General features: G+C 46.0%; 19 protein-coding genes and 19 tRNA genes. 36 read left to right on the top strand and 2 right to left on the bottom strand.

Features of this window, described 5'->3' with window-relative positions; genetic code table 11:
* Positions 1–21: 21 nt before the first annotated feature.
* The 19 genes from P4S59_RS03990 to P4S59_RS03900 all read left to right on the top strand — a co-directional run bounded on the left by P4S59_RS03990 (position 22) and on the right by P4S59_RS03900 (position 2,339).
* Positions 22–106, top strand: a tRNA-Leu gene (locus tag P4S59_RS03990).
* A gap of 32 nt (positions 107–138) precedes the next feature.
* Positions 139–213, top strand: a tRNA-Gln gene (locus P4S59_RS03985).
* Positions 214–290: 77 nt separating this feature from the next.
* A tRNA-Met gene (locus P4S59_RS03980) sits at positions 291–367 on the top strand.
* A 54-nt stretch (positions 368–421) separates the two neighbouring features.
* Positions 422–506 (top strand) — tRNA-Leu (locus P4S59_RS03975).
* Between the two features lie 30 nt (positions 507–536).
* A tRNA-Gln gene (locus tag P4S59_RS03970) sits at positions 537–611 on the top strand.
* A 53-nt stretch (positions 612–664) separates the two neighbouring features.
* A tRNA-Leu gene (locus tag P4S59_RS03965) sits at positions 665–749 on the top strand.
* A gap of 30 nt (positions 750–779) precedes the next feature.
* A tRNA-Gln gene (locus tag P4S59_RS03960) sits at positions 780–854 on the top strand.
* A 69-nt stretch (positions 855–923) separates the two neighbouring features.
* A tRNA-Leu gene (locus P4S59_RS03955) sits at positions 924–1,008 on the top strand.
* A gap of 30 nt (positions 1,009–1,038) precedes the next feature.
* A tRNA-Gln gene (locus P4S59_RS03950) sits at positions 1,039–1,113 on the top strand.
* A gap of 53 nt (positions 1,114–1,166) precedes the next feature.
* Positions 1,167–1,251: transfer RNA gene (locus tag P4S59_RS03945), tRNA-Leu, on the top strand.
* A 22-nt stretch (positions 1,252–1,273) separates the two neighbouring features.
* Positions 1,274–1,350 (top strand) — tRNA-Met (locus tag P4S59_RS03940).
* 54 nt (positions 1,351–1,404) lie between these two features.
* A tRNA-Leu gene (locus tag P4S59_RS03935) sits at positions 1,405–1,489 on the top strand.
* A 30-nt stretch (positions 1,490–1,519) separates the two neighbouring features.
* Positions 1,520–1,594 (top strand) — tRNA-Gln (locus P4S59_RS03930).
* Between the two features lie 53 nt (positions 1,595–1,647).
* Positions 1,648–1,732: transfer RNA gene (locus tag P4S59_RS03925), tRNA-Leu, on the top strand.
* A gap of 22 nt (positions 1,733–1,754) precedes the next feature.
* Positions 1,755–1,831: transfer RNA gene (locus tag P4S59_RS03920), tRNA-Met, on the top strand.
* A gap of 46 nt (positions 1,832–1,877) precedes the next feature.
* Positions 1,878–1,962 (top strand) — tRNA-Leu (locus tag P4S59_RS03915).
* Between the two features lie 29 nt (positions 1,963–1,991).
* A tRNA-Leu gene (locus P4S59_RS03910) sits at positions 1,992–2,076 on the top strand.
* Between the two features lie 50 nt (positions 2,077–2,126).
* A tRNA-Gln gene (locus P4S59_RS03905) sits at positions 2,127–2,201 on the top strand.
* 53 nt (positions 2,202–2,254) lie between these two features.
* A tRNA-Leu gene (locus P4S59_RS03900) sits at positions 2,255–2,339 on the top strand.
* A 135-nt stretch (positions 2,340–2,474) separates the two neighbouring features.
* Here P4S59_RS03900 and P4S59_RS03895 read toward each other — a convergent pair.
* The gene (locus tag P4S59_RS03895) at positions 2,475–3,653 is read right to left on the bottom strand and encodes a 2-octaprenyl-3-methyl-6-methoxy-1,4-benzoquinol hydroxylase (RefSeq protein WP_337167998.1); all 1,179 of its coding nucleotides are present in this window, start codon (positions 3,651–3,653) and stop codon (positions 2,475–2,477) included.
* A 257-nt stretch (positions 3,654–3,910) separates the two neighbouring features.
* Here P4S59_RS03895 and miaB point away from each other — a divergent pair, with 257 nt between their 5' ends.
* From miaB to lnt, 5 genes are all read left to right on the top strand, one after another.
* Positions 3,911–5,335: a tRNA (N6-isopentenyl adenosine(37)-C2)-methylthiotransferase MiaB gene (gene miaB, locus P4S59_RS03890; protein ID WP_005391310.1), complete on the top strand. Its 1,425-nt coding sequence runs from the start codon at positions 3,911–3,913 to the stop codon at positions 5,333–5,335.
* A gap of 73 nt (positions 5,336–5,408) precedes the next feature.
* On the top strand, positions 5,409–6,506 hold the full coding sequence (locus P4S59_RS03885) for a PhoH family protein (protein ID WP_005373033.1): 1,098 nt from the start codon (positions 5,409–5,411) through the stop codon (positions 6,504–6,506).
* A 2-nt stretch (positions 6,507–6,508) separates the two neighbouring features.
* Positions 6,509–6,973, top strand: a complete 465-nt coding sequence (gene ybeY / locus P4S59_RS03880) for an rRNA maturation RNase YbeY (RefSeq protein ID WP_337167997.1) — start codon at positions 6,509–6,511, stop codon at positions 6,971–6,973.
* 105 nt (positions 6,974–7,078) lie between these two features.
* Positions 7,079–7,978 (top strand): CNNM family magnesium/cobalt transport protein CorC, encoded by a 900-nt coding sequence (corC, locus tag P4S59_RS03875; RefSeq protein WP_005384118.1) that lies wholly within the window; start codon positions 7,079–7,081, stop codon positions 7,976–7,978.
* Between the two features lie 33 nt (positions 7,979–8,011).
* Positions 8,012–9,529, top strand: coding sequence for an apolipoprotein N-acyltransferase (lnt, locus tag P4S59_RS03870; RefSeq protein WP_109169985.1), 1,518 nt, complete (start codon positions 8,012–8,014; stop codon positions 9,527–9,529).
* A gap of 84 nt (positions 9,530–9,613) precedes the next feature.
* On the opposite strand, the gene P4S59_RS03865 is transcribed toward lnt, so the two are convergent.
* Positions 9,614–10,084: a zinc ribbon-containing protein gene (locus P4S59_RS03865; protein WP_005373024.1), complete on the bottom strand. Its 471-nt coding sequence runs from the start codon at positions 10,082–10,084 to the stop codon at positions 9,614–9,616.
* A 153-nt stretch (positions 10,085–10,237) separates the two neighbouring features.
* Here P4S59_RS03865 and leuS point away from each other — a divergent pair, with 153 nt between their 5' ends.
* From leuS to lipA, 12 genes are all read left to right on the top strand, one after another.
* The gene (gene leuS / locus P4S59_RS03860) at positions 10,238–12,811 is read left to right on the top strand and encodes a leucine--tRNA ligase (RefSeq protein ID WP_337167996.1); all 2,574 of its coding nucleotides are present in this window, start codon (positions 10,238–10,240) and stop codon (positions 12,809–12,811) included.
* 152 nt (positions 12,812–12,963) lie between these two features.
* Positions 12,964–13,503, top strand: a complete 540-nt coding sequence (locus P4S59_RS03855; RefSeq protein WP_005373019.1) for an LPS-assembly lipoprotein LptE — start codon at positions 12,964–12,966, stop codon at positions 13,501–13,503.
* Between the two features lie 5 nt (positions 13,504–13,508).
* Positions 13,509–14,528, top strand: coding sequence for a DNA polymerase III subunit delta (holA, locus tag P4S59_RS03850; RefSeq protein WP_104971365.1), 1,020 nt, complete (start codon positions 13,509–13,511; stop codon positions 14,526–14,528).
* A gap of 88 nt (positions 14,529–14,616) precedes the next feature.
* Positions 14,617–14,934 (top strand): ribosome silencing factor, encoded by a 318-nt coding sequence (gene rsfS, locus P4S59_RS03845; RefSeq protein ID WP_005373015.1) that lies wholly within the window; start codon positions 14,617–14,619, stop codon positions 14,932–14,934.
* Positions 14,935–14,938: 4 nt separating this feature from the next.
* A complete protein-coding gene (gene rlmH, locus P4S59_RS03840) occupies positions 14,939–15,409 on the top strand; it encodes a 23S rRNA (pseudouridine(1915)-N(3))-methyltransferase RlmH (RefSeq protein WP_017821762.1) in 471 nt (156 codons plus the stop codon).
* A 29-nt stretch (positions 15,410–15,438) separates the two neighbouring features.
* A complete protein-coding gene (mrdA, locus tag P4S59_RS03835) occupies positions 15,439–17,355 on the top strand; it encodes a penicillin-binding protein 2 (RefSeq protein ID WP_012842067.1) in 1,917 nt (638 codons plus the stop codon).
* Positions 17,355–18,476 carry a rod shape-determining protein RodA gene (rodA, locus tag P4S59_RS03830; RefSeq protein WP_005391317.1) on the top strand — a complete coding sequence of 374 codons (1,122 nt, stop codon included), beginning with the start codon at positions 17,355–17,357 and terminating at the stop codon, positions 18,474–18,476. The genes mrdA and rodA overlap by 1 nt, the downstream gene beginning before the upstream one ends.
* Before the next feature lie 2 nt (positions 18,477–18,478).
* On the top strand, positions 18,479–19,282 hold the full coding sequence (locus P4S59_RS03825) for a septal ring lytic transglycosylase RlpA family protein (RefSeq protein ID WP_046874297.1): 804 nt from the start codon (positions 18,479–18,481) through the stop codon (positions 19,280–19,282).
* 90 nt (positions 19,283–19,372) lie between these two features.
* On the top strand, positions 19,373–20,551 hold the full coding sequence (locus tag P4S59_RS03820) for a serine hydrolase (protein WP_012842069.1): 1,179 nt from the start codon (positions 19,373–19,375) through the stop codon (positions 20,549–20,551).
* A 139-nt stretch (positions 20,552–20,690) separates the two neighbouring features.
* Positions 20,691–20,969, top strand: a complete 279-nt coding sequence (ybeD, locus tag P4S59_RS03815; RefSeq protein ID WP_005384135.1) for a DUF493 family protein YbeD — start codon at positions 20,691–20,693, stop codon at positions 20,967–20,969.
* Positions 20,970–21,144: 175 nt separating this feature from the next.
* Positions 21,145–21,807, top strand: a complete 663-nt coding sequence (gene lipB / locus P4S59_RS03810; protein WP_005391320.1) for a lipoyl(octanoyl) transferase LipB — start codon at positions 21,145–21,147, stop codon at positions 21,805–21,807.
* Positions 21,804–22,769, top strand: a complete 966-nt coding sequence (gene lipA / locus P4S59_RS03805) for a lipoyl synthase (protein WP_005384139.1) — start codon at positions 21,804–21,806, stop codon at positions 22,767–22,769. The genes lipB and lipA overlap by 4 nt, the downstream gene beginning before the upstream one ends.
* The last annotated feature ends 221 nt before the right edge of the window (positions 22,770–22,990 follow it).

The following is a 22,990-nucleotide window of genomic DNA, read 5'->3' as shown; positions in this document are numbered from 1 at the left end:
TCAGAGCAATTAGGAATAGATGCGGAAGTGGCGGAATTGGTAGACGCACCAGATTTAGGTTCTGGCGCCGCAAGGTGTGAGAGTTCAAGTCTCTCCTTCCGCACCATATTTTGAATAGTCATTGTGACTATTGCCTGCAGGTCTATCGCCAAGCGGTAAGGCAGCGGCTTTTGATGCCGCCATTCCCTGGTTCGAATCCAGGTAGACCTGCCATTATTCAAGTGAGATTCCTTTATAAAAGGGGTTGTCACCGAGAGCGCGAAGGTTTATATTGTCCCGCTCCAAAAGATGGCTACGTAGCTCAGCTGGTTAGAGCACATCACTCATAATGATGGGGTCACAGGTTCGAATCCCGTCGTAGCCACCATGAATAACGTTATTTAGGTTTTTACCAATTACCTTGATAACTACAGAATAAGTTGCGGAAGTGGCGGAATTGGTAGACGCACCAGATTTAGGTTCTGGCGCCGCAAGGTGTGAGAGTTCAAGTCTCTCCTTCCGCACCATTATTGAAGTCTCTTTTATTAGAGCAAAGTAGGGCTATCGCCAAGCGGTAAGGCAGCGGCTTTTGATGCCGCCATTCCCTGGTTCGAATCCAGGTAGCCCTGCCACATACAATGATATTAAGATTTTACCAATCATCTTGATATCTATAGAATAAGTTGCGGAAGTGGCGGAATTGGTAGACGCACCAGATTTAGGTTCTGGCGCCGCAAGGTGTGAGAGTTCAAGTCTCTCCTTCCGCACCATTATTGAAGTCTCTTGTATTAGAGCAATGTAGGGCTATCGCCAAGCGGTAAGGCAGCGGCTTTTGATGCCGCCATTCCCTGGTTCGAATCCAGGTAGCCCTGCCATTATTTTCCTTGAAATACAGGAACGATATTGAGATTTTACCAATTATCTTGATATCTACAGAATAAGTTGCGGAAGTGGCGGAATTGGTAGACGCACCAGATTTAGGTTCTGGCGCCGCAAGGTGTGAGAGTTCAAGTCTCTCCTTCCGCACCATTATTAAAGCCTCTTTTATTAGAGCATTGTAGGGCTATCGCCAAGCGGTAAGGCAGCGGCTTTTGATGCCGCCATTCCCTGGTTCGAATCCAGGTAGCCCTGCCATATACAACGATATTGAGATTTTACCAATTATCTTGATATCTACAGATCAAGTTGCGGAAGTGGCGGAATTGGTAGACGCACCAGATTTAGGTTCTGGCGCCGCAAGGTGTGAGAGTTCAAGTCTCTCCTTCCGCACCATTCTTGATCAAAAGTTTAAAATGGCTACGTAGCTCAGCTGGTTAGAGCACATCACTCATAATGATGGGGTCACAGGTTCGAATCCCGTCGTAGCCACCATAAACAACGTTATTTAGGTTTTTACCAATTACCTTGATAACTACAGAATAAGTTGCGGAAGTGGCGGAATTGGTAGACGCACCAGATTTAGGTTCTGGCGCCGCAAGGTGTGAGAGTTCAAGTCTCTCCTTCCGCACCATTATTAAAGCCTCTTTTATTAGAGCAATGTAGGGCTATCGCCAAGCGGTAAGGCAGCGGCTTTTGATGCCGCCATTCCCTGGTTCGAATCCAGGTAGCCCTGCCATATACAACGATATTGAGATTTTACCAATTATCTTGATATCTACAGATCAAGTTGCGGAAGTGGCGGAATTGGTAGACGCACCAGATTTAGGTTCTGGCGCCGCAAGGTGTGAGAGTTCAAGTCTCTCCTTCCGCACCATTCTTGGTCGAAGTTTTAAAATGGCTACGTAGCTCAGCTGGTTAGAGCACATCACTCATAATGATGGGGTCACAGGTTCGAATCCCGTCGTAGCCACCATTGATTGGATTGCTAGCATAAGCTATCGGTCACGTAGATTTAAGATGCGGAAGTGGCGGAATTGGTAGACGCACCAGATTTAGGTTCTGGCGCCGCAAGGTGTGAGAGTTCAAGTCTCTCCTTCCGCACCATCTTAAATTAATCTACACTATCAGAATACGCGGAAGTGGCGGAATTGGTAGACGCACCAGATTTAGGTTCTGGCGCCGTAAGGTGTGAGAGTTCAAGTCTCTCCTTCCGCACCATTCTTTCTCTCGATAAGAGAGCTTAAGTAGTCTTTGGCTATTTACACTGTAGGGCTATCGCCAAGCGGTAAGGCAGCGGCTTTTGATGCCGCCATTCCCTGGTTCGAATCCAGGTAGCCCTGCCATATACAACGATATTGAGATTTTACCAATTATCTTGATATCTATAGATTAAGTTGCGGAAGTGGCGGAATTGGTAGACGCACCAGATTTAGGTTCTGGCGCCGCAAGGTGTGAGAGTTCAAGTCTCTCCTTCCGCACCATTATCGGAAAACCCAGCATGACTTTGCTGGGTTTTTTCTTTTTTTGGTTCTGGACTCGGGAAATCATTAGATTTGCCGAATTAAAAAAGCGAGCTTATGGCTCGCTTTTTTTCTATCTGTGATTTGAGTAGCTTACTACATACCTAACGCGTATTTCAGTACTTGAGCCTTAATTGGCCCTGAGTTTTCAGCAAGCTTCAATGCAGCATTACGTACGAACTTCAATGGCCCAAGATCGTTGCTAAAACCTTTATAGAAAAAGTCCATGCCCGTCTGCATGAGTAAGTTGTCAGGTCGACGTGCGCGTTCGTATTTCGCGAGTAAGGTATCTTCCAGCTTTTCTTGGTGTTCTGTTACCGAAAGGAGAACGTCTACATCTTTGAAGCCTAAGTTTACCCCTTGCCCTGCAAGCGGGTTAATCGTATGGGCAGAGTCACCCACTAACACGCAATTTTTGCTTGAGTAGCTTTGCGCATGACGACGAGTGAGTGGGAATGAGCCAAACTGTAAAACTTCAATATCGCCCAATTCAGCAGGGAAATGACGTAAGATTTCTTCCCTTAGTTGAGGTTTACCCATCGCACACAGTTGTTTAATGCGTTTTGGCGAGTCATACCAAACCAACGAACCTTGGCCTACTTCTTGACCGTCTTCATTAGTCAAAGAGCACAAAGGTAAAAATGAACGCGGGCCCGAAGGAGTAAATTGTTGCCAAGTGATATCTTGCTGTAGCAATTCTGTTTTCACGTTAATCAACATGCAGTGTTGTCGGTAATCCCACGCAGTCACACCAATTCCAGCCAATTGACGAACTTTAGAGTTTGCACCATCAGCACCAATTACCCAGTTAGCTTCAAACTGCGCCCCACTTTCTAGTGTCACAAGGTTTACATCTGCAAACTCAATGTCTTTTAATCGCTCGGGACACATCACGGTTAGATTGTCATACTGAGAGAAGACTTGCCAAAGACCTAATTGGATTAGGCGGTTTTCAACGATATAACCTAGCTGCTCCAATGACAGTTCATCAGAGTGAAAACGAGTACGGCACTCCGGGTGCTCCCAAGTTTCTAAACGCCGATAAGGGCAAACTCGCATACTTTTAATTTCTGACCATGCGCCGAGTGAATCAAGTAACTCCACCGACTGGTGCGAAATCGCAGATACGCGAATATCCATCGCCTGAGCGGCATCAAAAGCTTTGGGTTTTGCACCTTCAACCAAGACAACGCTTCTGCCCTGCTTGGCAAATCCAACAGCGACGGCTGCCCCAACCATACCGCCACCGATCACGGCGATGTCATACTTGTTCATTTTTTACTCTTCATCGTGCTGATTAATTGGCGTTTTTTATTGTACTTTCCATGGCTATTTTTACAAAATTGTTTAACAAAAAACCTTGTTCTGCATAGGGCGAAAAACTAGATTTCATCAGGCTTTGCAGAGAATTAGCCAGATCACTAGTCAGGTGCTTTTTAAAGCAGTACAATACGCCGCTTACCGCCGTGATGGCGGCTATAATTTGAGCAATAGCTCTCCAATTTAAGTACAACTGAACGAGCGAAAGTGAGATGAGTAAGAAACTGCTAATTAAAACCTGGGGCTGCCAGATGAACGAATACGATTCATCAAAAATGGCCGACCTGCTTAATGCTGCAAACGGCTACGAGCTGACGGAAGAGCCAGAGGAAGCAGACGTACTTCTACTTAACACCTGTTCGATCCGTGAAAAAGCGCAAGAGAAAGTTTTCCACCAGCTTGGTCGCTGGAAAACACTAAAAGATAAAAAACCTGGCGTAGTTATCGGTGTAGGTGGTTGTGTAGCAACGCAAGAAGGTGACCATATTCGTGAACGTGCACCATACGTCGACGTTATTTTTGGCCCACAAACTCTGCACCGCCTACCTGAGATGATCAAACAATCTCAGTCGGATGACGCACCAGTTATGGACATTTCGTTCCCAGAGATCGAAAAGTTCGACCGCCTACCAGAGCCTCGTGCGGAAGGCGCGACAGCATTCGTTTCTATTATGGAAGGCTGCTCGAAGTACTGTACTTACTGTGTCGTACCGTACACTCGTGGTGAAGAAGTAAGCCGTCCAATGGATGATGTGCTGTTCGAAATCGCACAGCTTGCTGAACAAGGCGTACGTGAAGTAAACCTACTGGGTCAAAACGTAAACGCGTACCGCGGTCCAACACACGACGGTGAAATCTGTTCATTTGCAGAACTGCTTCGTTTGGTTGCGTCTATCGATGGTATCGACCGTATTCGTTTCACAACGAGCCACCCGCTAGAATTCACTGACGACATCATCGCGGTTTACGAAGATACGCCAGAGCTTGTGAGCTTCCTGCACTTACCTGTGCAAAGTGGTAGTGACCGTATCCTAACTATGATGAAACGCCCTCACACCGCTATCGAGTACAAGTCGATCATCCGTAAACTGCGTAAAGCTCGTCCTGATATTCAAATCAGTTCAGACTTTATTGTTGGTTTCCCTGGTGAGACAGACAAAGACTTCCAAGACACCATGAAGCTAATCAAAGATGTAGACTTTGACATGAGCTTCAGCTTCATCTTCTCTCCACGTCCAGGTACGCCAGCAGCGGATTACCCTTGTGATGTATCAGAACAAGTGAAGAAAGAGCGCCTTTACGAACTACAGCAAACTATCAATGCTCAAGCGATGCGTTACTCTCGCTTAATGCTTGGCACAGAACAACGTGTTCTAGTTGAAGGTCCTTCGAAGAAAAACCTAATGGAACTGCGCGCTCGTACAGAAAACAACCGTGTAGTAAACTTTGAAGGTAGTGCAGACCTAATTGGTCAGTTCGTTGATGTGAAGATCGTAGACGTATTTGCGAACTCACTGCGTGGTGAGCTAGTACGTACTGAAAAAGACATGGATCTTCGTAGTGTGATTTCCCCAACGCAGATGATGGCGAAAACACGTCGCGAAGATGAGCTGGGTGTAGCTACTTTTACGCCATAAGCTCGTATAAATAGCCATGGAGAGCCTGGTCGTTATCAGGCTCTCACTAAGTGGCAAAAAATGAGAGGCAACATTGAGTAATAAAATCGTAACTCTAGAAATTAACCTAGAACCTTCCGACAACCGCCGACTTGCTAGCCTGTGCGGTCCATTCGATGACAACATCAAGCATTTAGAACGTCGTCTAGGCGTTGAAATTAACCACCGTAGTGACCATTTTACAATTGTCGGTAAACCTCATACCGCATCAGCTGCGCTGGATATCCTGAAAACTCTGTATGTTGATACCGCGCCTGTACGAGGTGAGATCCCAGACATTGAGCCTGAACAGATCCATCTAGCAATTAAAGAGTCTGGTGTTCTTGAGCAGAATACTGAGTCTAATATCGAGCATGGTAAAGAAGTCTTCGTCAAAACCAAGAAAGGTGTGATCAAACCACGTACGCCAAACCAAGCACAGTACTTGGTTAATATGGTCACGCATGATATTTCTTTTGGTATTGGCCCAGCTGGTACAGGTAAAACTTATCTTGCTGTTGCAGCAGCAGTTGATGCACTAGAGCGCCAAGAGATCCGTCGTATTCTATTGACGCGCCCTGCGGTTGAAGCCGGTGAGAAACTGGGCTTCCTACCTGGTGACTTAAGCCAGAAAGTCGACCCATACCTACGTCCGCTATACGATGCCCTATTTGAAATGTTGGGCTTTGAGCGTGTAGAGAAGCTGATTGAACGTAACGTGATTGAGGTAGCCCCTCTTGCTTACATGCGTGGTCGTACTCTAAACGACGCTTTCATCATTCTTGATGAGAGTCAGAACACCACGGTTGAGCAGATGAAGATGTTCCTAACGCGTATTGGTTTTAACTCTCGCGCAGTTATCACTGGTGACGTCACGCAAATCGACTTACCTCGTGGTGCAAAATCAGGTCTTCGTCATGCTATTGAAGTATTAAGCGAAGTCGACGACATCAGCTTTAACTTCTTCTTAGCAGACGACGTTGTACGTCACCCAGTGGTTGCTCGTATCGTTAACGCGTATGAGAAGTGGGAAGCACAAGACCAGAAAGAGCGTAAAGAGTTCGAGAAGCGTCGTCGTGAAGAACGCGATGCGAAGTTACTAGAAGCAGCAAAAGCTGAACTGAATGCACAAGTTGCTTCCACTAAGGAATAATCATGGCGATTGAACTTGATCTGCAACTGGCAGTCGAAAATGAAGAAGGGCTGCCTTCGCAGCAAGATTTCCAATTGTGGCTAAATAAGACGATTCCTCTCTTCCAACCACAAGCCGAAGTCACCATTCGCATTGTTGATGAACAAGAAAGTCACACGCTTAACCATGAGTATCGTGGTAAAGATAAACCGACCAATGTGTTGTCTTTTCCATTTGAAGCCCCTCCGGGTATGGAAATAGATTTACTTGGCGACTTAATTATTTGCCGTCAAGTCGTTGAAAAAGAGGCAATTGAACAGAACAAGCCTTTGTTAGCACATTGGGCGCATATGGTTGTACATGGCAGCTTGCATCTGCTAGGTTATGATCATATCGAGGATGACGAAGCCGAAGAGATGGAGTCCCTCGAAACCGAAATCATGCAAGGTATGGGCTATGAAGACCCTTACCTTGCTGAAAAAGAGTAGCCATTGGCTATTCAGCAGGGAAAGGCGAACCACCTAAATGATTCTCGTGTTCGCCTCTCTATGTGTGCTATCACACTTCTGATAGCGTTACTTAATTGAGAAACAATGAACGAAGATAATTCTCCCTCTTCTAACGAAGATAAGAAAGAAAAGGCAGAAGGTCCGAGTAGAAAGTCCTTCTTTGAACGTCTAGGTCAATTATTTCAGGGCGAGCCAAAAGATCGCCAAGAGCTTGTGGATGTTATCCGTGACTCTGAAGTCAATGACCTGATTGACCATGACACCCGCGATATGCTTGAAGGTGTTATGGAAATCTCCGAAATGCGCGTGCGTGACATTATGATCCCGCGTTCGCAAATGGTTACGGTTGAGCGTACTCACGACCTTGATACCTTGGTTGCCTTGATTACCGATGCTCAACACTCTCGCTACCCTGTGATCAGCGAAGATAAAGACCATGTGGAAGGCATTCTTCTCGCGAAGGACTTACTTAAATACTTAGGCTCAGGCAGTAATCCATTTGATATCGAAGAAGTTATTCGACCAGCCGTTGTGGTACCGGAAAGTAAACGCGTTGATCGACTGCTGAAAGAGTTCCGTGAAGAACGTTATCATATGGCCATTGTTGTCGATGAATTCGGTGGTGTTTCTGGTCTTGTGACCATTGAAGATATCCTTGAAGAAATCGTCGGGGATATCGAAGATGAATTCGATGAAAGCGAAGAGACAGACATTCGTAAGCTTAGCAAGCATACGTTTGCTGTCAGAGCGCTGACAACCATCGAAGAGTTTAATGAGACATTTGGAACTAACTTCAGCGATGAGGAAGTAGATACCGTTGGTGGCATGGTCATGACTGCCTTTGGTCACTTACCTTCTCGTGGTGAACTGGTTGAAATTGAAGGTTACAACTTCAAAGTCACCGCTGCCGATAACCGTCGTGTCATTCAACTCCAAGTGACGATCCCAGACGAAGAAACCCTGGTTGAAGCCACTCAAGAGTAACGCGATACCCATTGGGAATCTCAGAAAATTATAATGATGAATGAACTCTTTCATCGCCTCAAGCGGCCCTTAGTGGCCGCTTTTGTTGGCGCCTCTACTACGCTCGCTTTTGCACCTTACCAGTTGTGGCCTGTTGCCATTCTTAGCCCAGCTATTCTACTGATTCTTCTTGCTAACCAAACTCCGAAACGTGCACTGTGGATTGGCTATGCTTGGGGGTTGGGTCAATTTGCAACTGGCGTTAGCTGGGTGTACGTCAGTATCTCCGGCTTTGGTGGCATGCCACTGATTGCCAATTTATTTTTAATGGGCTTGCTTGTCGCCTACTTGGCTGTTTATTCAGGCTTATTTGCTTGGCTTAACAACAAGCTATTTCCTCAATTCACACTCACAAAAGCGCTTCTCGCTGCGCCCGCTTTATGGCTAATCAGTGATTGGTTGCGTGGTTGGGTGATGACCGGCTTCCCGTGGCTATGGCTAGGCTACAGCCAGATTGATGCTCCACTAGCAAGCTTTGCGCCTATCGGTGGCGTGGAACTGCTCACTCTGTTTATCCTTATTAGTGCGGGGGCATTAGCCTATGCTTGGGTTCATAAACAGTGGCTGATGGTGATTATTCCTGCGGTACTACTCAGCACAGGCTTTGGGATTCGTAACTACGATTGGGTAACACCTCGGCCAGAAGACACGACTAAGCTCGCGCTGATTCAAGGTAACGTTGACCAAAACCTTAAGTGGCTGCCAAGCCAACGTTGGCCAACCATCATGAAATACGCCGATCTCACTCGTGAAAACTGGGACGCTGATATTATCGTCTGGCCAGAAGCTGCAATTCCTGCTTTTGAAATTGAAGTGCCTTCATTTTTGAGCAATATCGACAGTGCAGCAAAAATGAATAACAGCGCAATCATCACTGGTGTCGTCAACCAAGCTGAAGATCGACAGTTCTACAACAGTATCCTGTCCCTTGGCATCACACCATACGGTGACTACAGTTTCGACTTGAGCGAACGCTACCATAAGCATCACCTATTACCGTTTGGTGAGTTTGTACCATTTGAAGATATTTTGCGCCCATTAGCGCCATTCTTTAACTTACCGATGTCGTCGTTTAGCCGTGGGGCTTTTGTGCAGCCCAACATCGTTGCGAATGGCATGCACATGGCACCAGCGCTTTGCTATGAGATCATCTTTAATGAGCAAGTGCGTCAAAATGTGACTGACGAAACAGACTTCATTCTAACGCTATCGAACGACGCATGGTTTGGTCACTCTATCGGCCCTCTTCAGCATATGGAGATCGCCCGTATGCGTGCCTTAGAATTAGGTAAACCGCTCATCCGCTCGACTAACAACGGATTAACAGCGGTAACCGATCACAAGGGTAAAATCGTTGAGCAAGTACCGCAGTTTGAAACTGCAGTACTGCGCGCAGAGCTCACCCCAACCGATGGGAAAACGCCATATCGAATCGTTGGTACTTGGCCATTGTATATTTGGGTTGGGTTAAGTTTAGCGCTGGCTTTCGGTTTAAGAAGAAAACAGAGCTGATAACAGCTTGAAAGTAGAAAAGACAAAAAAGAGGCGACCAAGCCTCTTTTTTATTCATTACATTATACAGTCGTTACGCGCCATTTATGGCTTTAATGACTGGCGAGTAAAGCCTTTGTGACCACATTTAATACACGGAATGATTACAGTTGGGTGGTTATACGTTGTCTTGTGACCACACTCATCACAGACCAAAGTACCTAAGCCTATCACCTCTCCTGCTTCATATAGCCCTTGATGCTCTAAGTCATCGAACAACTCAACCCACTCAACTTTAGTTCGGTCTGTTATCTCTAACAGCCCTTGCCATATCGAATCCGCAATCGTTAAGTAAAACGGTCCGCTTTTGCTATCCTCGTAACTCTCTGAAAACTCTTTTAAGTCTGCTTTAAGGTACGCTTTGATTAAAGCCAATTCATCTTTGGTCAAGTCATTAGCAGCATCCACCACTTTGCCCGACGTCTCAATCGCTTTGTTAACTTCTTCCGGACTGTGCTTCAAGGTTTCAATCACATCCTCGAGCATTTCCTCATAACCTGTTTTACGTTTAGGCATAACTGACCTCCATCTTTCTCCTACCTGCGTCACTTAAGGGCGCATGGGTACAGATTGGCTATTGTTGTGATCCCTAGCTTTAGGTATTCTATGACGATCTATTTAAGTCTGTTCTAACCGAACTCACAAATTCCAAGATAACGGATACCATCGATGCAAGAACAATACAACCCACAAGATATTGAACAAAAAGTTCAAAAGCACTGGGATGACAACAAAACCTTTGTTGTAAGTGAAGACCCAAATAAAGAAAAATTCTACTGTCTATCCATGTTCCCATACCCAAGTGGTCGACTGCACATGGGTCACGTGCGCAACTACACTATCGGTGATGTAGTATCTCGTTTCCAACGCCTACAAGGCAAAAACGTGATGCAACCAATCGGTTGGGACGCATTCGGTCTACCTGCAGAAAACGCAGCAGTAAAAAACAAAACTGCGCCAGCACCTTGGACTTACGAAAACATCGAATACATGAAGAACCAACTTAAGCTTCTAGGCTTTGGTTACGATTGGAACCGTGAATTCGCAACATGTACACCGGAGTACTACCGCTGGGAACAAGAGTTCTTCACTAAACTTTACGAGAAAGGTTTAGTTTACAAAAAGACGTCTTCTGTTAACTGGTGTCCTAACGACCAAACTGTTCTTGCAAACGAGCAGGTTGAAGACGGTTGTTGCTGGCGTTGTGATACGCCTGTAGAGCAAAAAGAAATCCCTCAATGGTTCATCAAAATCACTGAGTACGCTCAAGAGCTACTAGACGACCTAGACAAGCTTGAAGGTTGGCCTGAAATGGTGAAAACCATGCAGCGCAACTGGATTGGCCGCTCTGAAGGCGTTGAGCTGAAGTTTGAAGTTAAGGGTCAACAAGACCTAGAAGTTTACACGACACGTCCAGATACGCTAATGGGTGTGACTTACGTGGGCATCGCAGCCGGCCACCCTCTTGCAGCTCTTGCTGCAGAGAACAATCCAGAGCTTGCAGCGTTTATCGACGAATGTAAGAACAACAAGGTTGCAGAAGCTGAGCTAGCGACAATGGAGAAGAAAGGTATGGCTACTGGCCTTACTGCTATTCATCCATTGAACGGCCGTGAAGTTCCTGTTTACGTAGCAAACTTCGTACTGATGGACTACGGTACAGGCGCGGTAATGGCAGTACCTGCACACGACCAACGTGACTACGAGTTCGCAACGAAGTACGGTCTAGACATCGTGCCAGTTATCAAGCCTGCTGATGGCAGCGAGCTAGACATTTCTGAAGCAGCATACACAGAGAAAGGCGTACTGTTCGATTCAGGTGAATTCGACGGCCTAGAATTCCAAGCGGCGTTCGATGCAATTGCAGCGAAGCTAGAAGCAGAAGGCAAAGGCACTAAGACTGTAAACTTCCGTCTACGCGACTGGGGTGTATCTCGTCAACGTTACTGGGGCGCACCAATCCCAATGGTAACGACTGAAGACGGTGAAGTTCACCCAGTACCTGCTGACCAACTACCAGTGATTCTTCCAGAAGACGTGGTAATGGACGGCGTAACCAGCCCAATCAAAGCAGATAAAGAATGGGCGAAGACCACATTCAACGGCGAACCTGCTCTACGTGAGACAGATACGTTCGATACGTTCATGGAATCTTCTTGGTACTACGCGCGTTACTGTTCACCGCAAGCAGACGACATCCTAGATCCAGAAAAAGCAAACTACTGGCTACCAGTAGACCAGTACATCGGCGGTATCGAGCACGCTTGTATGCACCTACTGTACTCACGCTTCTTCCACAAGTTGCTACGTGACGCGGGCTACGTAACGTCTGACGAACCGTTCAAGCAACTACTGTGTCAAGGCATGGTACTAGCTGATGCGTTCTACTTCGAGAACGAGAAAGGCGGCAAAGAGTGGGTAGCTCCAACAGACGTAGCCGTTGAACGTGATGGTAAAGGCCGCATTACTTCTGCTAAAGACACTGAAGGTCGCGATGTAACGCACTCAGGCATGATCAAGATGTCTAAGTCTAAGAACAACGGTATCGACCCTCAAGAAATGGTAGATAAGTACGGCGCTGACACAGTACGTCTATTCATGATGTTCGCGTCTCCAGCAGACATGACGCTTGAATGGCAAGAGTCTGGCGTAGAAGGTGCGAACCGCTTCCTGAAACGTGTTTGGAAACTAGTGAAAGAGCACACAGCGAAAGGCGCAGCAGAAGCAGTAGATACAGCCGCGCTTTCTGGTGATCAAAAAGCACTTCGCCGTGACGTTCACAAAACCATCGCGAAAGTGACGGACGATATCGCTCGTCGTCAAACATTCAACACCGCGATCGCAGCGATCATGGAGCTGATGAACAAACTAGCGAAAGCGCCTCAAGAATCTGCGCAAGATCGTGCAATCCTTGACGAAGCGCTGAAAGCTATTGTTGTCATGCTTTACCCTATCACTCCGCATATCTCATACGAGCTATGGGCAGCACTAGGTGAAACAGACATTGATAACGCGGCATGGCCGACGTTTGACGAAAAAGCGCTAGTTGAAGACGAAAAAACTATCGTTGTTCAAGTTAACGGTAAGCTACGTGCGAAGCTAACAGTTCCAGCAGATATCTCTAAAGACGATATCGAACAGCTTGGTCTAAACGACGAAAACGTGGTTAAGTTCACTGATAGCCTGACTATTCGTAAAGTCATTTACGTTCCAGGTAAACTGCTGAACATCGTTGCAAACTAATCACAGCTTGCAATTTGTCTCTGTTTAGCGAACTTATTTGTTAACCAAGAGTCATTAAACAGGGTAGTTCGCTACCCTGTTTATTTACCTCAAACCATTCACATGAGTGGTTTAAGGTAAATAACCCCTTCAATTTAGGATGAATACAATCAATGCGCTTTTTCTCTTTGATTAAACTACCAGTGGTATTGGTATTAGCGGGGCTTCTTTCTGCCTGTGGTTTTCACCTTCGCGGCGAGTATTCCGTACCGGAAGAGCTGCACACCATGTCTTTCTCCAGCTACGATGAATACAGTGAATTAACTCGCTATGTTCGCTCTCAACTCGAACTGAACAAAGTTGAACTTGTTCAACCATCATCGACTGTACCCAACCTTCATTTGACGGAAGCGACTATCGATGAGCGTACACTGTCTCTGTATCAAAATAGCCGTGCAGCAGAAAAAGAGCTGACATACGTAGTAAAATACCGTGTGACGATTCCTGGCTATGGCTCTAAAAACTTTACGACAACAGTAAACCGCAACTACCTAGACAACCCGTTGACGGCACTTGCAAAATCTGTTGAACGTGACGTAATTGAAGACGAGATGCGCTTGCAAGCTGCAAAACAGATGATGCGCCAGTTGGGCCGTATTCGTGCCGAATATGAAGCAGGACAAATCTCTGAGCCAGCGAACACAAACTCTTAATCACTATGCGAATTTATGCCGATAAATTAACGGATCATTTAACTAAACACGTTAAACAAGTTTACCTAATCTTTGGTAATGAGCCGTTACTGATTCAAGAGAGCCGCCAAGCAATCCAAAAGGCAGCGTTTCAACAAGGTTTTGAGGAAAAACACCGTTTTGCGGTAGACGCAAGCATCGACTGGAATCAAGTTTACGATTGCTTCCAAGCGATGAGCCTGTTCTCAAACCGTCAATTGATCGAGCTTGAAATTCCAGAAAGTGGCGTGACAACCGCCGTCAGCAAAGAGCTGCAAACACTGTGTGATATGCTGCATGATGACATCATGCTCGTCATTGTTGGTAGCAAACTGACCAAAGCCCAAGAAAATGCGAAATGGTTCAAAGCATTAAGCTCAAAAGGCGACTGGGTAAGCTGTTTGTCGCCAGATCTACAACGCTTACCTATGTTCATTCAGGCACGTTGCCGCACGTTGGGCCTAAAACCCGATCAACAATCACTGCAAATGTTGGCTCAATGGCATGAAGGTAACCTCTTTGCATTGACACAAAGCTTAGAGAAATTGGCCCTACTCTACCCGGATGGTGAGCTGACCATCATACGTTTAGAGGAAGCCCTAAGTCGCCATAATCACTTTACTACGTTTAACTGGATCGACGCCTTACTGGCAGGTAAAGCAAACCGTGCACAACGTATTCTTCGCCAACTTGAGGCGGAAGGGGTCGAGACCGTGATCTTGATTCGAAGTGTACAAAAAGAGTTGAGCCAACTTTTAAATATGCATCAAGACTTAACTCAAATGGGAATGAACCAGGTATTTGAGAAATATCGAGTTTGGCAAAACAAGCGTCCACTCTATAACGCAGCACTGACCCGCTTATCGGCGAGTCGTATTTGTGCATTGCTCTCCTTGTTGGCTCAAGCAGAGATAAAAGCCAAAACTCAATATGACGAGTCTGTATGGCCAACTATTCATCAGTTGAGCTTAGAAACCTGCTCTCCTGATATTAAGCTGGCAATTTAAAAATCAAAGCGTGATATAGTGCGCGACCTGTTTTGCAAGCAAGAATGTAAAACACTGTAGAGATAAGAGACAAACCGAGGAAAACCGAGTGCTTCGCGAAGAACTGAAAGACTTTTTAGCTGATAAAGCCGACGACATGAAAGCGGAAGACATTATCGTCCTAAACGTGGAAGATAAATCAAGCGTGACAGATTACATGATCATCTGTACTGGCACATCCAAACGCCACGTTTCATCCATCGCTGACCACGTTGCAACAGAAGTGAAAAAAGCCGGTCTTGAGCCACTAGGAATGGAAGGTGAAAACGAAGGTGAATGGGTAGTCCTAGATATGGGCGACGCCATGCTTCACGTGATGCAAGAAGAGCACCGCGAACTCTACCAGCTAGAAAAACTCTGGGGTTAATCTTTTGAAAATTCAACTAATTGCTGTTGGCACAAAAATGCCAAAATGGGTTGAGGAAGGCTTTCAAGAATATCGTCGCCGTTTCCCACATGATATGCCATTGGAGTTGATTGAAATCTCTGCTGGCAAACGTGGAAAAAATGCCGATATCGCTCGCATCCTGCAAAAAGAAGGGGAAGCGATGCTCGCTGCGGTACCAAAAGGCAACCGTATCGTCACGTTAGATATCCCAGGTAAAAAATGGGACACTCCTCAACTTGCTGAGCAGTTAGAAGCTTGGAAATTAGATGGCCGTGATGTATCAATCTTAATCGGCGGTCCTGAAGGACTCGCTCCTGCATGCAAAGCTGCAGCAGACCAAAGCTGGTCATTGTCTGCCTTAACGCTACCCCACCCTTTAGTGCGTATCGTAATGGCAGAAAGCTTGTACCGAGCGTGGAGCATCACCGCGAACCATCCTTACCACCGCGAATAATCGTTGTTTAACTTTAGAGCCAAGCGTTAATGATTCGTAAGCGCCGCAGTCAAATCCGAGATTATCAAGCCGAAGCGCGTCTGTTTGCCAGCCGCGCTATTGTCGCTTTTATCGGCATTGTTCTCTTGATGGGAGCTCTGGTCGCCAATATGTACAACATTCAGGTGAACCAGTTTCAAGATTATCAAACCCGCTCGAACGATAACCGTATCAAAGTGGTTCCTATCGCGCCTAACCGAGGTCTGATTTATGATCGAAATGGTGTTTTACTGGCAGAGAACCGTCCCGTCTTTAACTTAGAACTGACTCCAGAAAAAATTAAAGACATTGATGCAACCATCCAAGAACTACAAACCATTCTGGAAATTACCCCAGATCAGATTGAACGTTTCCACCAAGAGCGTAAACGGACTCGTCGATTTAAGTCGGTCCCACTGCTTACCCAACTGAACGAAAAACAAGTAGCGGTATTCTCCGTCAATCAGTACCGCTTTCCTGGTGTAGAAATAAGTGCGACCTTAAAGCGCTACTACCCTTTCAGCGAAGTCTTAACCCACGTGATTGGTTACGTTTCTCGAATCAATGATCGCGACATGCAGCGCCTGATCCGAGAAGAAAAAGACGCAAACTATCAGGCCACTCGCGACATTGGTAAGCTAGGTATTGAAAAATACTACGAAGACCTCTTACACGGTACAGCCGGATATCAAGAAGTCGAGGTAAACAGCCGCGGCCGAGTAATTCGTACCTTAAAGTACGTTCCACCTGTACCCGGAAAAGACATCGTTTTAAACCTTGATATCAACTTGCAGCTGTACGTACACCAATTATTGGATGGCCGCAGAGGCAGTGCTGTAGTGATCGATCCTAGAGACAACGGCGTACTGGCTATGGTTTCAAGTCCTAGCTACGATCCTAACTCGTTCGTGCACGGAATCTCAGGTAAAGACTATCGCGCCCTTTTGAACGATAAAAACCGTCCCTTGGTCAACCGAACCACACTTGGCATTTATCCACCCGCGTCTACCATCAAACCATTTATGGCGGTAGCCGCGCTACAAGAAGGTGTCGTCACACCGAACACTACGCGAAATGATCCAGGTTATTGGCGCATACCAAACTCCAACACTCGCCCATTCCGTGACTGGTTGCGTTGGGGACACGGACGCGTCGATATCATTAAGTCGATCGAAGAGTCTGTTGATACCTTCTACTATCAAATCGCTTATGACATGGGTATTGACCGTATTTCGAATTGGATGATGATGTTCGGTTTTGGTGATTACACTGGCATCGATATCTACGAAGAAAGTAAGGCGAATATGCCGACTCGTGACTGGAAAATGTCTCGCCATAAAACCCCGTGGTACAAAGGCGATACGATCCCTGTGGGTATCGGCCAAGGTTATTGGACAGCAACACCAATGCAAATCGCCAAAGCGACCTCCGTATTAGTAAATGAGGGAGAAGTGATTGCACCTCACTTACTAAAAGCGACGATAGAGAACGGCAACGACTTCGAAGAACAACAAACAACAGAATACGTGACTTACCCGCCAATCAAGAATGTACCGAAAAAGTACTGGGATATGGCGAAAGAAGGCATGCGTCGTGTAAACCATGGCACGCGCGGAACAGCTCGCCGCTCATTCTACAAAATGAGTTATCAAACAGCGGGTAAATCAGGTACTGCGCAGGTCTTCGGTCTGGGTGAAAACGAAGAGTACAACGCAGATGAGATCGCCGAACACTTACGTGACCATGCGTTATTTACTGGCTTTGCACCATTTGATGATCCTAAAGTGGTCGTCACTGTAGTGCTAGAAAACGCCGGCGGTGGTTCTAGCAACGGAGCCCCAGTAGTGAGAAAGATCTTTGATCGAGTCGTACTTGGCCCAGAAGAAATTGAGCCTGATAACAATGCGAAGAAAGAGGTAAAACAGTAATGAAGATGGATCCCTCTACAGGTAAAAATCGCGCCCTGTTTGAACGCTTCCATATCGACTTACCACTCCTACTTGGCATATTGGCCCTGATGGGGTTTGGCCTAGTGATCATGTACAGCGCCAGTGGCCAAAGTTTACTGATGATGGATCGCCAAGCTATGCGAATGGTGCTTTCACTCGTTGTGATGATCGTTCTTGCGCAGCTTTCTCCACGAACCTACGAGAGCCTGGCACCTTTGATGTTCGTCGGCGGCGTCATACTGCTCTTTGGCGTGCTGTTTTTCGGTGAAGCATCTAAAGGCGCACAGCGTTGGCTTAACCTCGGTTTTGTGCGCTTTCAACCTTCCGAGTTATTGAAGCTCGCGGTGCCATTAATGGTGGCACGCTATGTAGGTCGACAACCCCTTCCGCCAACGCTAAAAACACTCATCGTTGCACTGATTATGGTCTGCTTGCCAACCATCCTCATTGCAAAACAGCCTGACTTAGGGACCTCTATTCTAATCGCCGCTTCCGGTATTTTTGTTATCTTCCTCGCGGGCATTAGTTGGAAAATCATCGCTGGTGCCGCCATCGCACTCGGTGGTTTCATTCCGATTTTGTGGTTCTTCTTGATGCGCGAATACCAAAAAGTTCGCGTACGTACTCTGTTTAACCCAGAGTCAGATCCGCTTGGTGCGGGCTACCACATTATTCAGAGTAAAATCGCGATTGGCTCTGGTGGTATTTCAGGCAAAGGTTGGTTGCAAGGCACTCAATCACAACTGGAATTTCTTCCTGAACGACACACTGACTTTATCTTTGCAGTAATTGCTGAAGAATGGGGTATGATTGGCTTCCTTTGCCTTTTAGCCATCTATCTATTTATTATTGGACGAGGTTTATACCTCGCCAGCCAAGCGCAAACTGCATTTGGACGAATGATGGCAGGCAGTATTGTACTCAGCTTCTTCGTGTATATTTTTGTAAATATTGGCATGGTAAGTGGCATCCTACCTGTAGTAGGTGTACCGTTGCCACTCATTAGTTATGGCGGCACATCAATGGTAACCTTGATGGCTGGCTTTGGTATTCTGATGTCAATTCATACGCACCGAAAAGCATTCTCTAAGGCGACCTAGACATGCAAAAACGCGCTTTATATTCCTTGGTTTTCTCTGCTCTTATTTTGGCAGGCTGTTCATCAACTAGCCAAAAAGAACAAGAAGGCCGTTACGAACTCGAATCCGATGTTGCACCGGATACACCGCTTTCAGTCGAACACATCGAGGATGCGCACCCTAAATATGAACCGTACAGCCTAGGTGGGAACAAAGATTACCACTTGCGTGGCAAAGACTACAAAATAGTTCGCGATGCCAAAGGCTTTAAAGAAAAAGGCCGCGCATCTTGGTATGGGAAGAAGTTCCAAGGTCATTTGACTTCTAATGGCGAAATCTATGACATGTACTCAATGACAGCGGCTCATAAAACGCTACCGTTACCGAGTTACGTAAAAGTCACCAACACTGACAACGGCAAAACTACCGTAGTACGAGTTAATGACCGAGGTCCGTTTCACGATGGCCGTATTATCGATTTAAGCTATGCCGCAGCACATAAGTTAGATGTGATAAAAACAGGTACAGCTAACGTGGAAATTGAAGTAATCAGTATCAATCAGCCCACGGATAAAAAATCTTTAGAAGCGCACCCTAAGTACGTTATTCAGGTGGCATCATCAAAAAATGAAGAACGCGCACGAACTTTAGGGACAGAGCTTGGTCAAAAACTGGATACAGAAACTTTCCTAGAAAATGCGAAAGAGTCTTATCGCTTGTTGTTAGGGCCATTTACTGACTATTCCCTGACGCAAGCCACTCTAGATAAAGTAAAGTTGCTCGGCTATTCGTCTGCATTTATTAAAAAACACAACACTGCCAAATGACCTAGTGTCATGAATTTCTCCTCGATCCCCTCTTACATAGCTGGGGATTCTGATAAGATGTCCGCAGTTAACCCAAAAATTTGAATTACCATGAATAAAAATAAGTTTGTGAAATCTATTCTCGTTTCTTCGGTTGCCCTTTCTGCAACTTTCGCTCAATCTGCTCTTGCATCACCTATCGTTGTTCCAGATGCCCCTCAAATCGCTGCGAAGGGCTACGTTCTGATGGATTACCATTCAGGTAAAGTACTGGCAGAGAAAGAGATGAACACAAAGTTGTCTCCAGCCAGTCTGACTAAGATGATGACCAGCTACGTAATCGGCCAAGAACTAGCGCGTGGTAATATCTCAGAAGATGACGATGTCACCATCAGTAAAAATGCATGGGCGAAAAACTTCCCTGAATCATCAAAAATGTTCATTGAAGTGGGCACAACTGTAAAAGTACGTGACCTAAACCGCGGTATCATCGTCCAGTCTGGTAACGATGCCTGTGTAGCAATGGCTGAACACATTGCAGGCTCAGAAGATGCGTTTGTTGACCTAATGAACGCTTGGGCCAACACACTAGGTATGACGAACTCGCACTTTGCCAACGTTCATGGTCTAGATAACGCCGAGCTGTACTCGACACCATACGACATGGCATTGCTAGGTAAAGCCCTGATCCGTGACGTACCAAATGAGTACCGCGTGTACTCAGAGAAGAAATTTACTTACAACGGCATCACCCAATACAACCGTAACGGTCTACTTTGGGATAAGAGCATGAACGTTGACGGCATCAAAACGGGTCACACAAGCAATGCGGGTTACAGCCTAGTAAGTTCAGCAACTGAAGGCCAAATGCGTTTGGTTGCGGTCGTTATGGGCACGAAAGATGCCAATGCTCGTAAGTCAGAAAGCAAAAAGCTACTAAGCTACGGCTTCCGTTTCTTCGAAACAGTAGCACCGCACAAAGCAGGTGAAACGTTCGTTGAAGAAAAAGTGTGGATGGGTAACAAAGACACTGTAGCGTTGGGCCTTGACCAAGATACTTACGTAACACTACCACGTGGTGAAGCGAAAAACCTAAAAGCCAGCTTCGTCCTTGAAAAAGAGCTAGAAGCCCCAATTAATAAAGGTGATGTAGTTGGTAAGCTATACTATCAGATCGATGGTGAAGATATTGCCGAATACCCACTAATGGCACTAGAAACCGTAGAGCAAGGTAGTCTATTTAGCCGCATGTGGGATTACATCGTATTGTTATTCAAGAGCTTCTTCTAAGAAGAACGTTAGAGTAGCAAACTTATTCGCAAAGCCGCCTGAAAGGGCGGCTTTTTAAGTTTGAGATCCTCGTCTTGAGTTCCCCCTAATTTGACTGTACTATTTCGCACCGCAACGAATATCTACTGGAGTTATCGATATGCTAACCATCAACTCTGATGCAAAATTAAAAGACCTGCTTGAGTTCCCTTGTTCATTTACTTACAAGGTAATGGGTCATGCAAAGCCTGAACTTCCAGAGCTTGTTCTTGAAGTTATTCAGCGCCATGCTCCAGGTGACTACAGCCCGACCGTTAAACCAAGTGCTAAGGGCAACTACCACTCGGTATCAATCAACATCACTGCAACGTCTATCGAGCAAGTTGAGACGCTATACAAAGAGTTAGGTGAAATTGACATCGTACGCATGGTTCTATAATTTTTTGATAGATTAAATTTTTTTGAAAGCAGCTTCGGCTGCTTTCTTTTTATTTATCAATCAGATAACAAAACTTTACATCGCTTTCAGTTAAAAATCTGTTACTCAGCGGTAGAGCATCAGGGTTATCCGGTTTATAATCCAAAAACTTTATATATTAGCAACAGGAATTCCCATGCAACACCAACTTGTTGTAAAACGACTTGGCCGCCAAGACTATGAGCCTGTATGGAAGGCGATGCATGAGTTCACCGACCAACGCACAGAAGAAACCCCTGATGAAGTCTGGTTGGTAGAACATAACCCAGTATTTACGCAAGGTCAGGCAGGTAAAGCTGAGCACCTTATTAACACTGGTGACATTCCTGTTGTACAAAGTGATCGCGGAGGCCAGGTTACGTATCATGGCCCTGGTCAGTTGGTCGCCTATTTCTTGATCAACTTACGCCGCAAAAAATTAGGTGTACGAGATCTCGTTACCACTATCGAGAACCTCGTGATCAACACACTAAAAGCATACAATATCGATTCGGCCGCGCGACCTGACGCACCAGGCGTTTACGTTGACGGTAAAAAAATATGCTCTCTCGGTTTACGCATTCGTAAAGGATGCTCGTTTCATGGCTTAGCCTTGAACGTAAATATGGATTTAACACCGTTTCTGCGTATTAACCCTTGTGGTTATGAAGGTATGGAAATGGTTCAGGTCAGCCAATTCGGCGGCCCAGACAATGTAGAAGCCGTAGAAAAACAATTAATAGAAGAACTCGTTACTTTGCTCGACTATGAGCAAGTAGAATTCAGCACAGAAGCACCTTCTCAAGGTAATAAAGCATGAGCAAACCAATCCAGATGGAAAAAGGCGTTAAATATCGTGACGCCGATAAAATGGCATTGATTCCCGTAAAGAACATGCCTACAGAGCAGAAAGAAGTGCTACGTAAGCCTGATTGGATGAAGATCAAGCTACCAGCCGACAGCCAACGAATTCAAGACATCAAGGCGGCGATGCGCAAGAATAAACTTCACTCCGTATGTGAAGAAGCTTCTTGCCCTAACCTAGCGGAATGTTTTAACCACGGTACAGCTACCTTCATGATCCTAGGTGCCATTTGTACTCGTCGTTGTCCTTTCTGTGACGTTGCTCATGGCCGCCCATTACCACCGGAAGCAGAAGAGCCTCAAAAACTGGCGAAAACCATCGCCGATATGAAGCTGAAATACGTAGTAATCACTTCTGTAGACCGTGACGATCTGCGTGATGGTGGTGCACAGCACTTTGCCGACTGTAACCGCGAGATCCGTGCGTTGAACCCGCATATTAAGATTGAAACTCTGGTTCCTGACTTCCGTGGTCGTATGGACGTAGCGCTTGATCTAATGAAAGATAACCCGCCAGATGTCTTCAACCACAACCTAGAAACAGCGCCACGTCTTTACCGTAAAGCTCGCCCAGGTGCAAACTACAAGTGGTCGCTGGAGCTTCTTAAGAAGTTCAAAGAGCAGCATCCAAATGTACCGACCAAATCTGGTTTGATGATGGGTCTTGGTGAAACCAAAGAAGAAATCATCGAAGTACTGAAAGATCTACGCGCACACGGCGTAACGATGCTGACTCTAGGTCAGTACTTAGCGCCAAGCCGTCACCACTTGCCAGTAGAGCGTTACGTTCCGCCATCAGAGTTTGACGAGCTAAAAGAAGTTGCACTAGAGCTTGGCTTCACGCACGCAGCGTGTGGTCCATTTGTTCGCTCTTCTTACCATGCTGATATGCAGGCTCAAGGCATCGAGATTAAATAAGCACTCGCTTATTTTGAAGAGAAAAGGTTGGCTCAGTGCCAACCTTTTTTGTATCAGTCAAATGGTGATAAAAAGCCATTCTACCTCCGTCATTCTGAACAGCGAGGAACGAGCGTGATTGAGAATCAGTTTCCAACGTACTGATGATTTTTTGGGAAACGCTGAGTAAAAGAGTGTGCCTCAACAAGATTCCTGATCTCGCCTAGGCTCGTCGGAATGAC

This window comes from Vibrio sp. M60_M70, from assembly GCF_037162085.1.
Classification (GTDB): Bacteria; Pseudomonadota; Gammaproteobacteria; order Enterobacterales; family Vibrionaceae; genus Vibrio; species Vibrio diabolicus.
Note: the sequence above shows the minus strand (reverse complement) of the source record. Positions and strands in the feature narration are given on the sequence as shown.

Bases quoted from the DNA above. Each gene is read 5' to 3' on its own strand.
- P4S59_RS03895 (WP_337167998.1), bottom strand. From the start codon at position 3,653: ATGAACAAGTATGACATCGCCGTGATCGGTGGCGGTATGGTTGGGGCA.
- miaB (WP_005391310.1), top strand. From the start codon at position 3,911: ATGAGTAAGAAACTGCTAATTAAAACCTGGGGCTGCCAGATGAACGAA.
- ybeY (WP_337167997.1), top strand. From the start codon at position 6,509: ATGGCGATTGAACTTGATCTGCAACTGGCAGTCGAAAATGAAGAAGGG.
- corC (WP_005384118.1), top strand. From the start codon at position 7,079: ATGAACGAAGATAATTCTCCCTCTTCTAACGAAGATAAGAAAGAAAAG.
- lnt (WP_109169985.1), top strand. From the start codon at position 8,012: ATGATGAATGAACTCTTTCATCGCCTCAAGCGGCCCTTAGTGGCCGCT.
- P4S59_RS03865 (WP_005373024.1), bottom strand. From the start codon at position 10,084: ATGCCTAAACGTAAAACAGGTTATGAGGAAATGCTCGAGGATGTGATT.
- leuS (WP_337167996.1), top strand. From the start codon at position 10,238: ATGCAAGAACAATACAACCCACAAGATATTGAACAAAAAGTTCAAAAG.
- P4S59_RS03855 (WP_005373019.1), top strand. From the start codon at position 12,964: ATGCGCTTTTTCTCTTTGATTAAACTACCAGTGGTATTGGTATTAGCG.
- holA (WP_104971365.1), top strand. From the start codon at position 13,509: ATGCGAATTTATGCCGATAAATTAACGGATCATTTAACTAAACACGTT.
- mrdA (WP_012842067.1), top strand. From the start codon at position 15,439: ATGATTCGTAAGCGCCGCAGTCAAATCCGAGATTATCAAGCCGAAGCG.
- rodA (WP_005391317.1), top strand. From the start codon at position 17,355: ATGAAGATGGATCCCTCTACAGGTAAAAATCGCGCCCTGTTTGAACGC.
- P4S59_RS03825 (WP_046874297.1), top strand. From the start codon at position 18,479: ATGCAAAAACGCGCTTTATATTCCTTGGTTTTCTCTGCTCTTATTTTG.
- P4S59_RS03820 (WP_012842069.1), top strand. From the start codon at position 19,373: ATGAATAAAAATAAGTTTGTGAAATCTATTCTCGTTTCTTCGGTTGCC.
- ybeD (WP_005384135.1), top strand. From the start codon at position 20,691: ATGCTAACCATCAACTCTGATGCAAAATTAAAAGACCTGCTTGAGTTC.
- lipB (WP_005391320.1), top strand. From the start codon at position 21,145: ATGCAACACCAACTTGTTGTAAAACGACTTGGCCGCCAAGACTATGAG.
- lipA (WP_005384139.1), top strand. From the start codon at position 21,804: ATGAGCAAACCAATCCAGATGGAAAAAGGCGTTAAATATCGTGACGCC.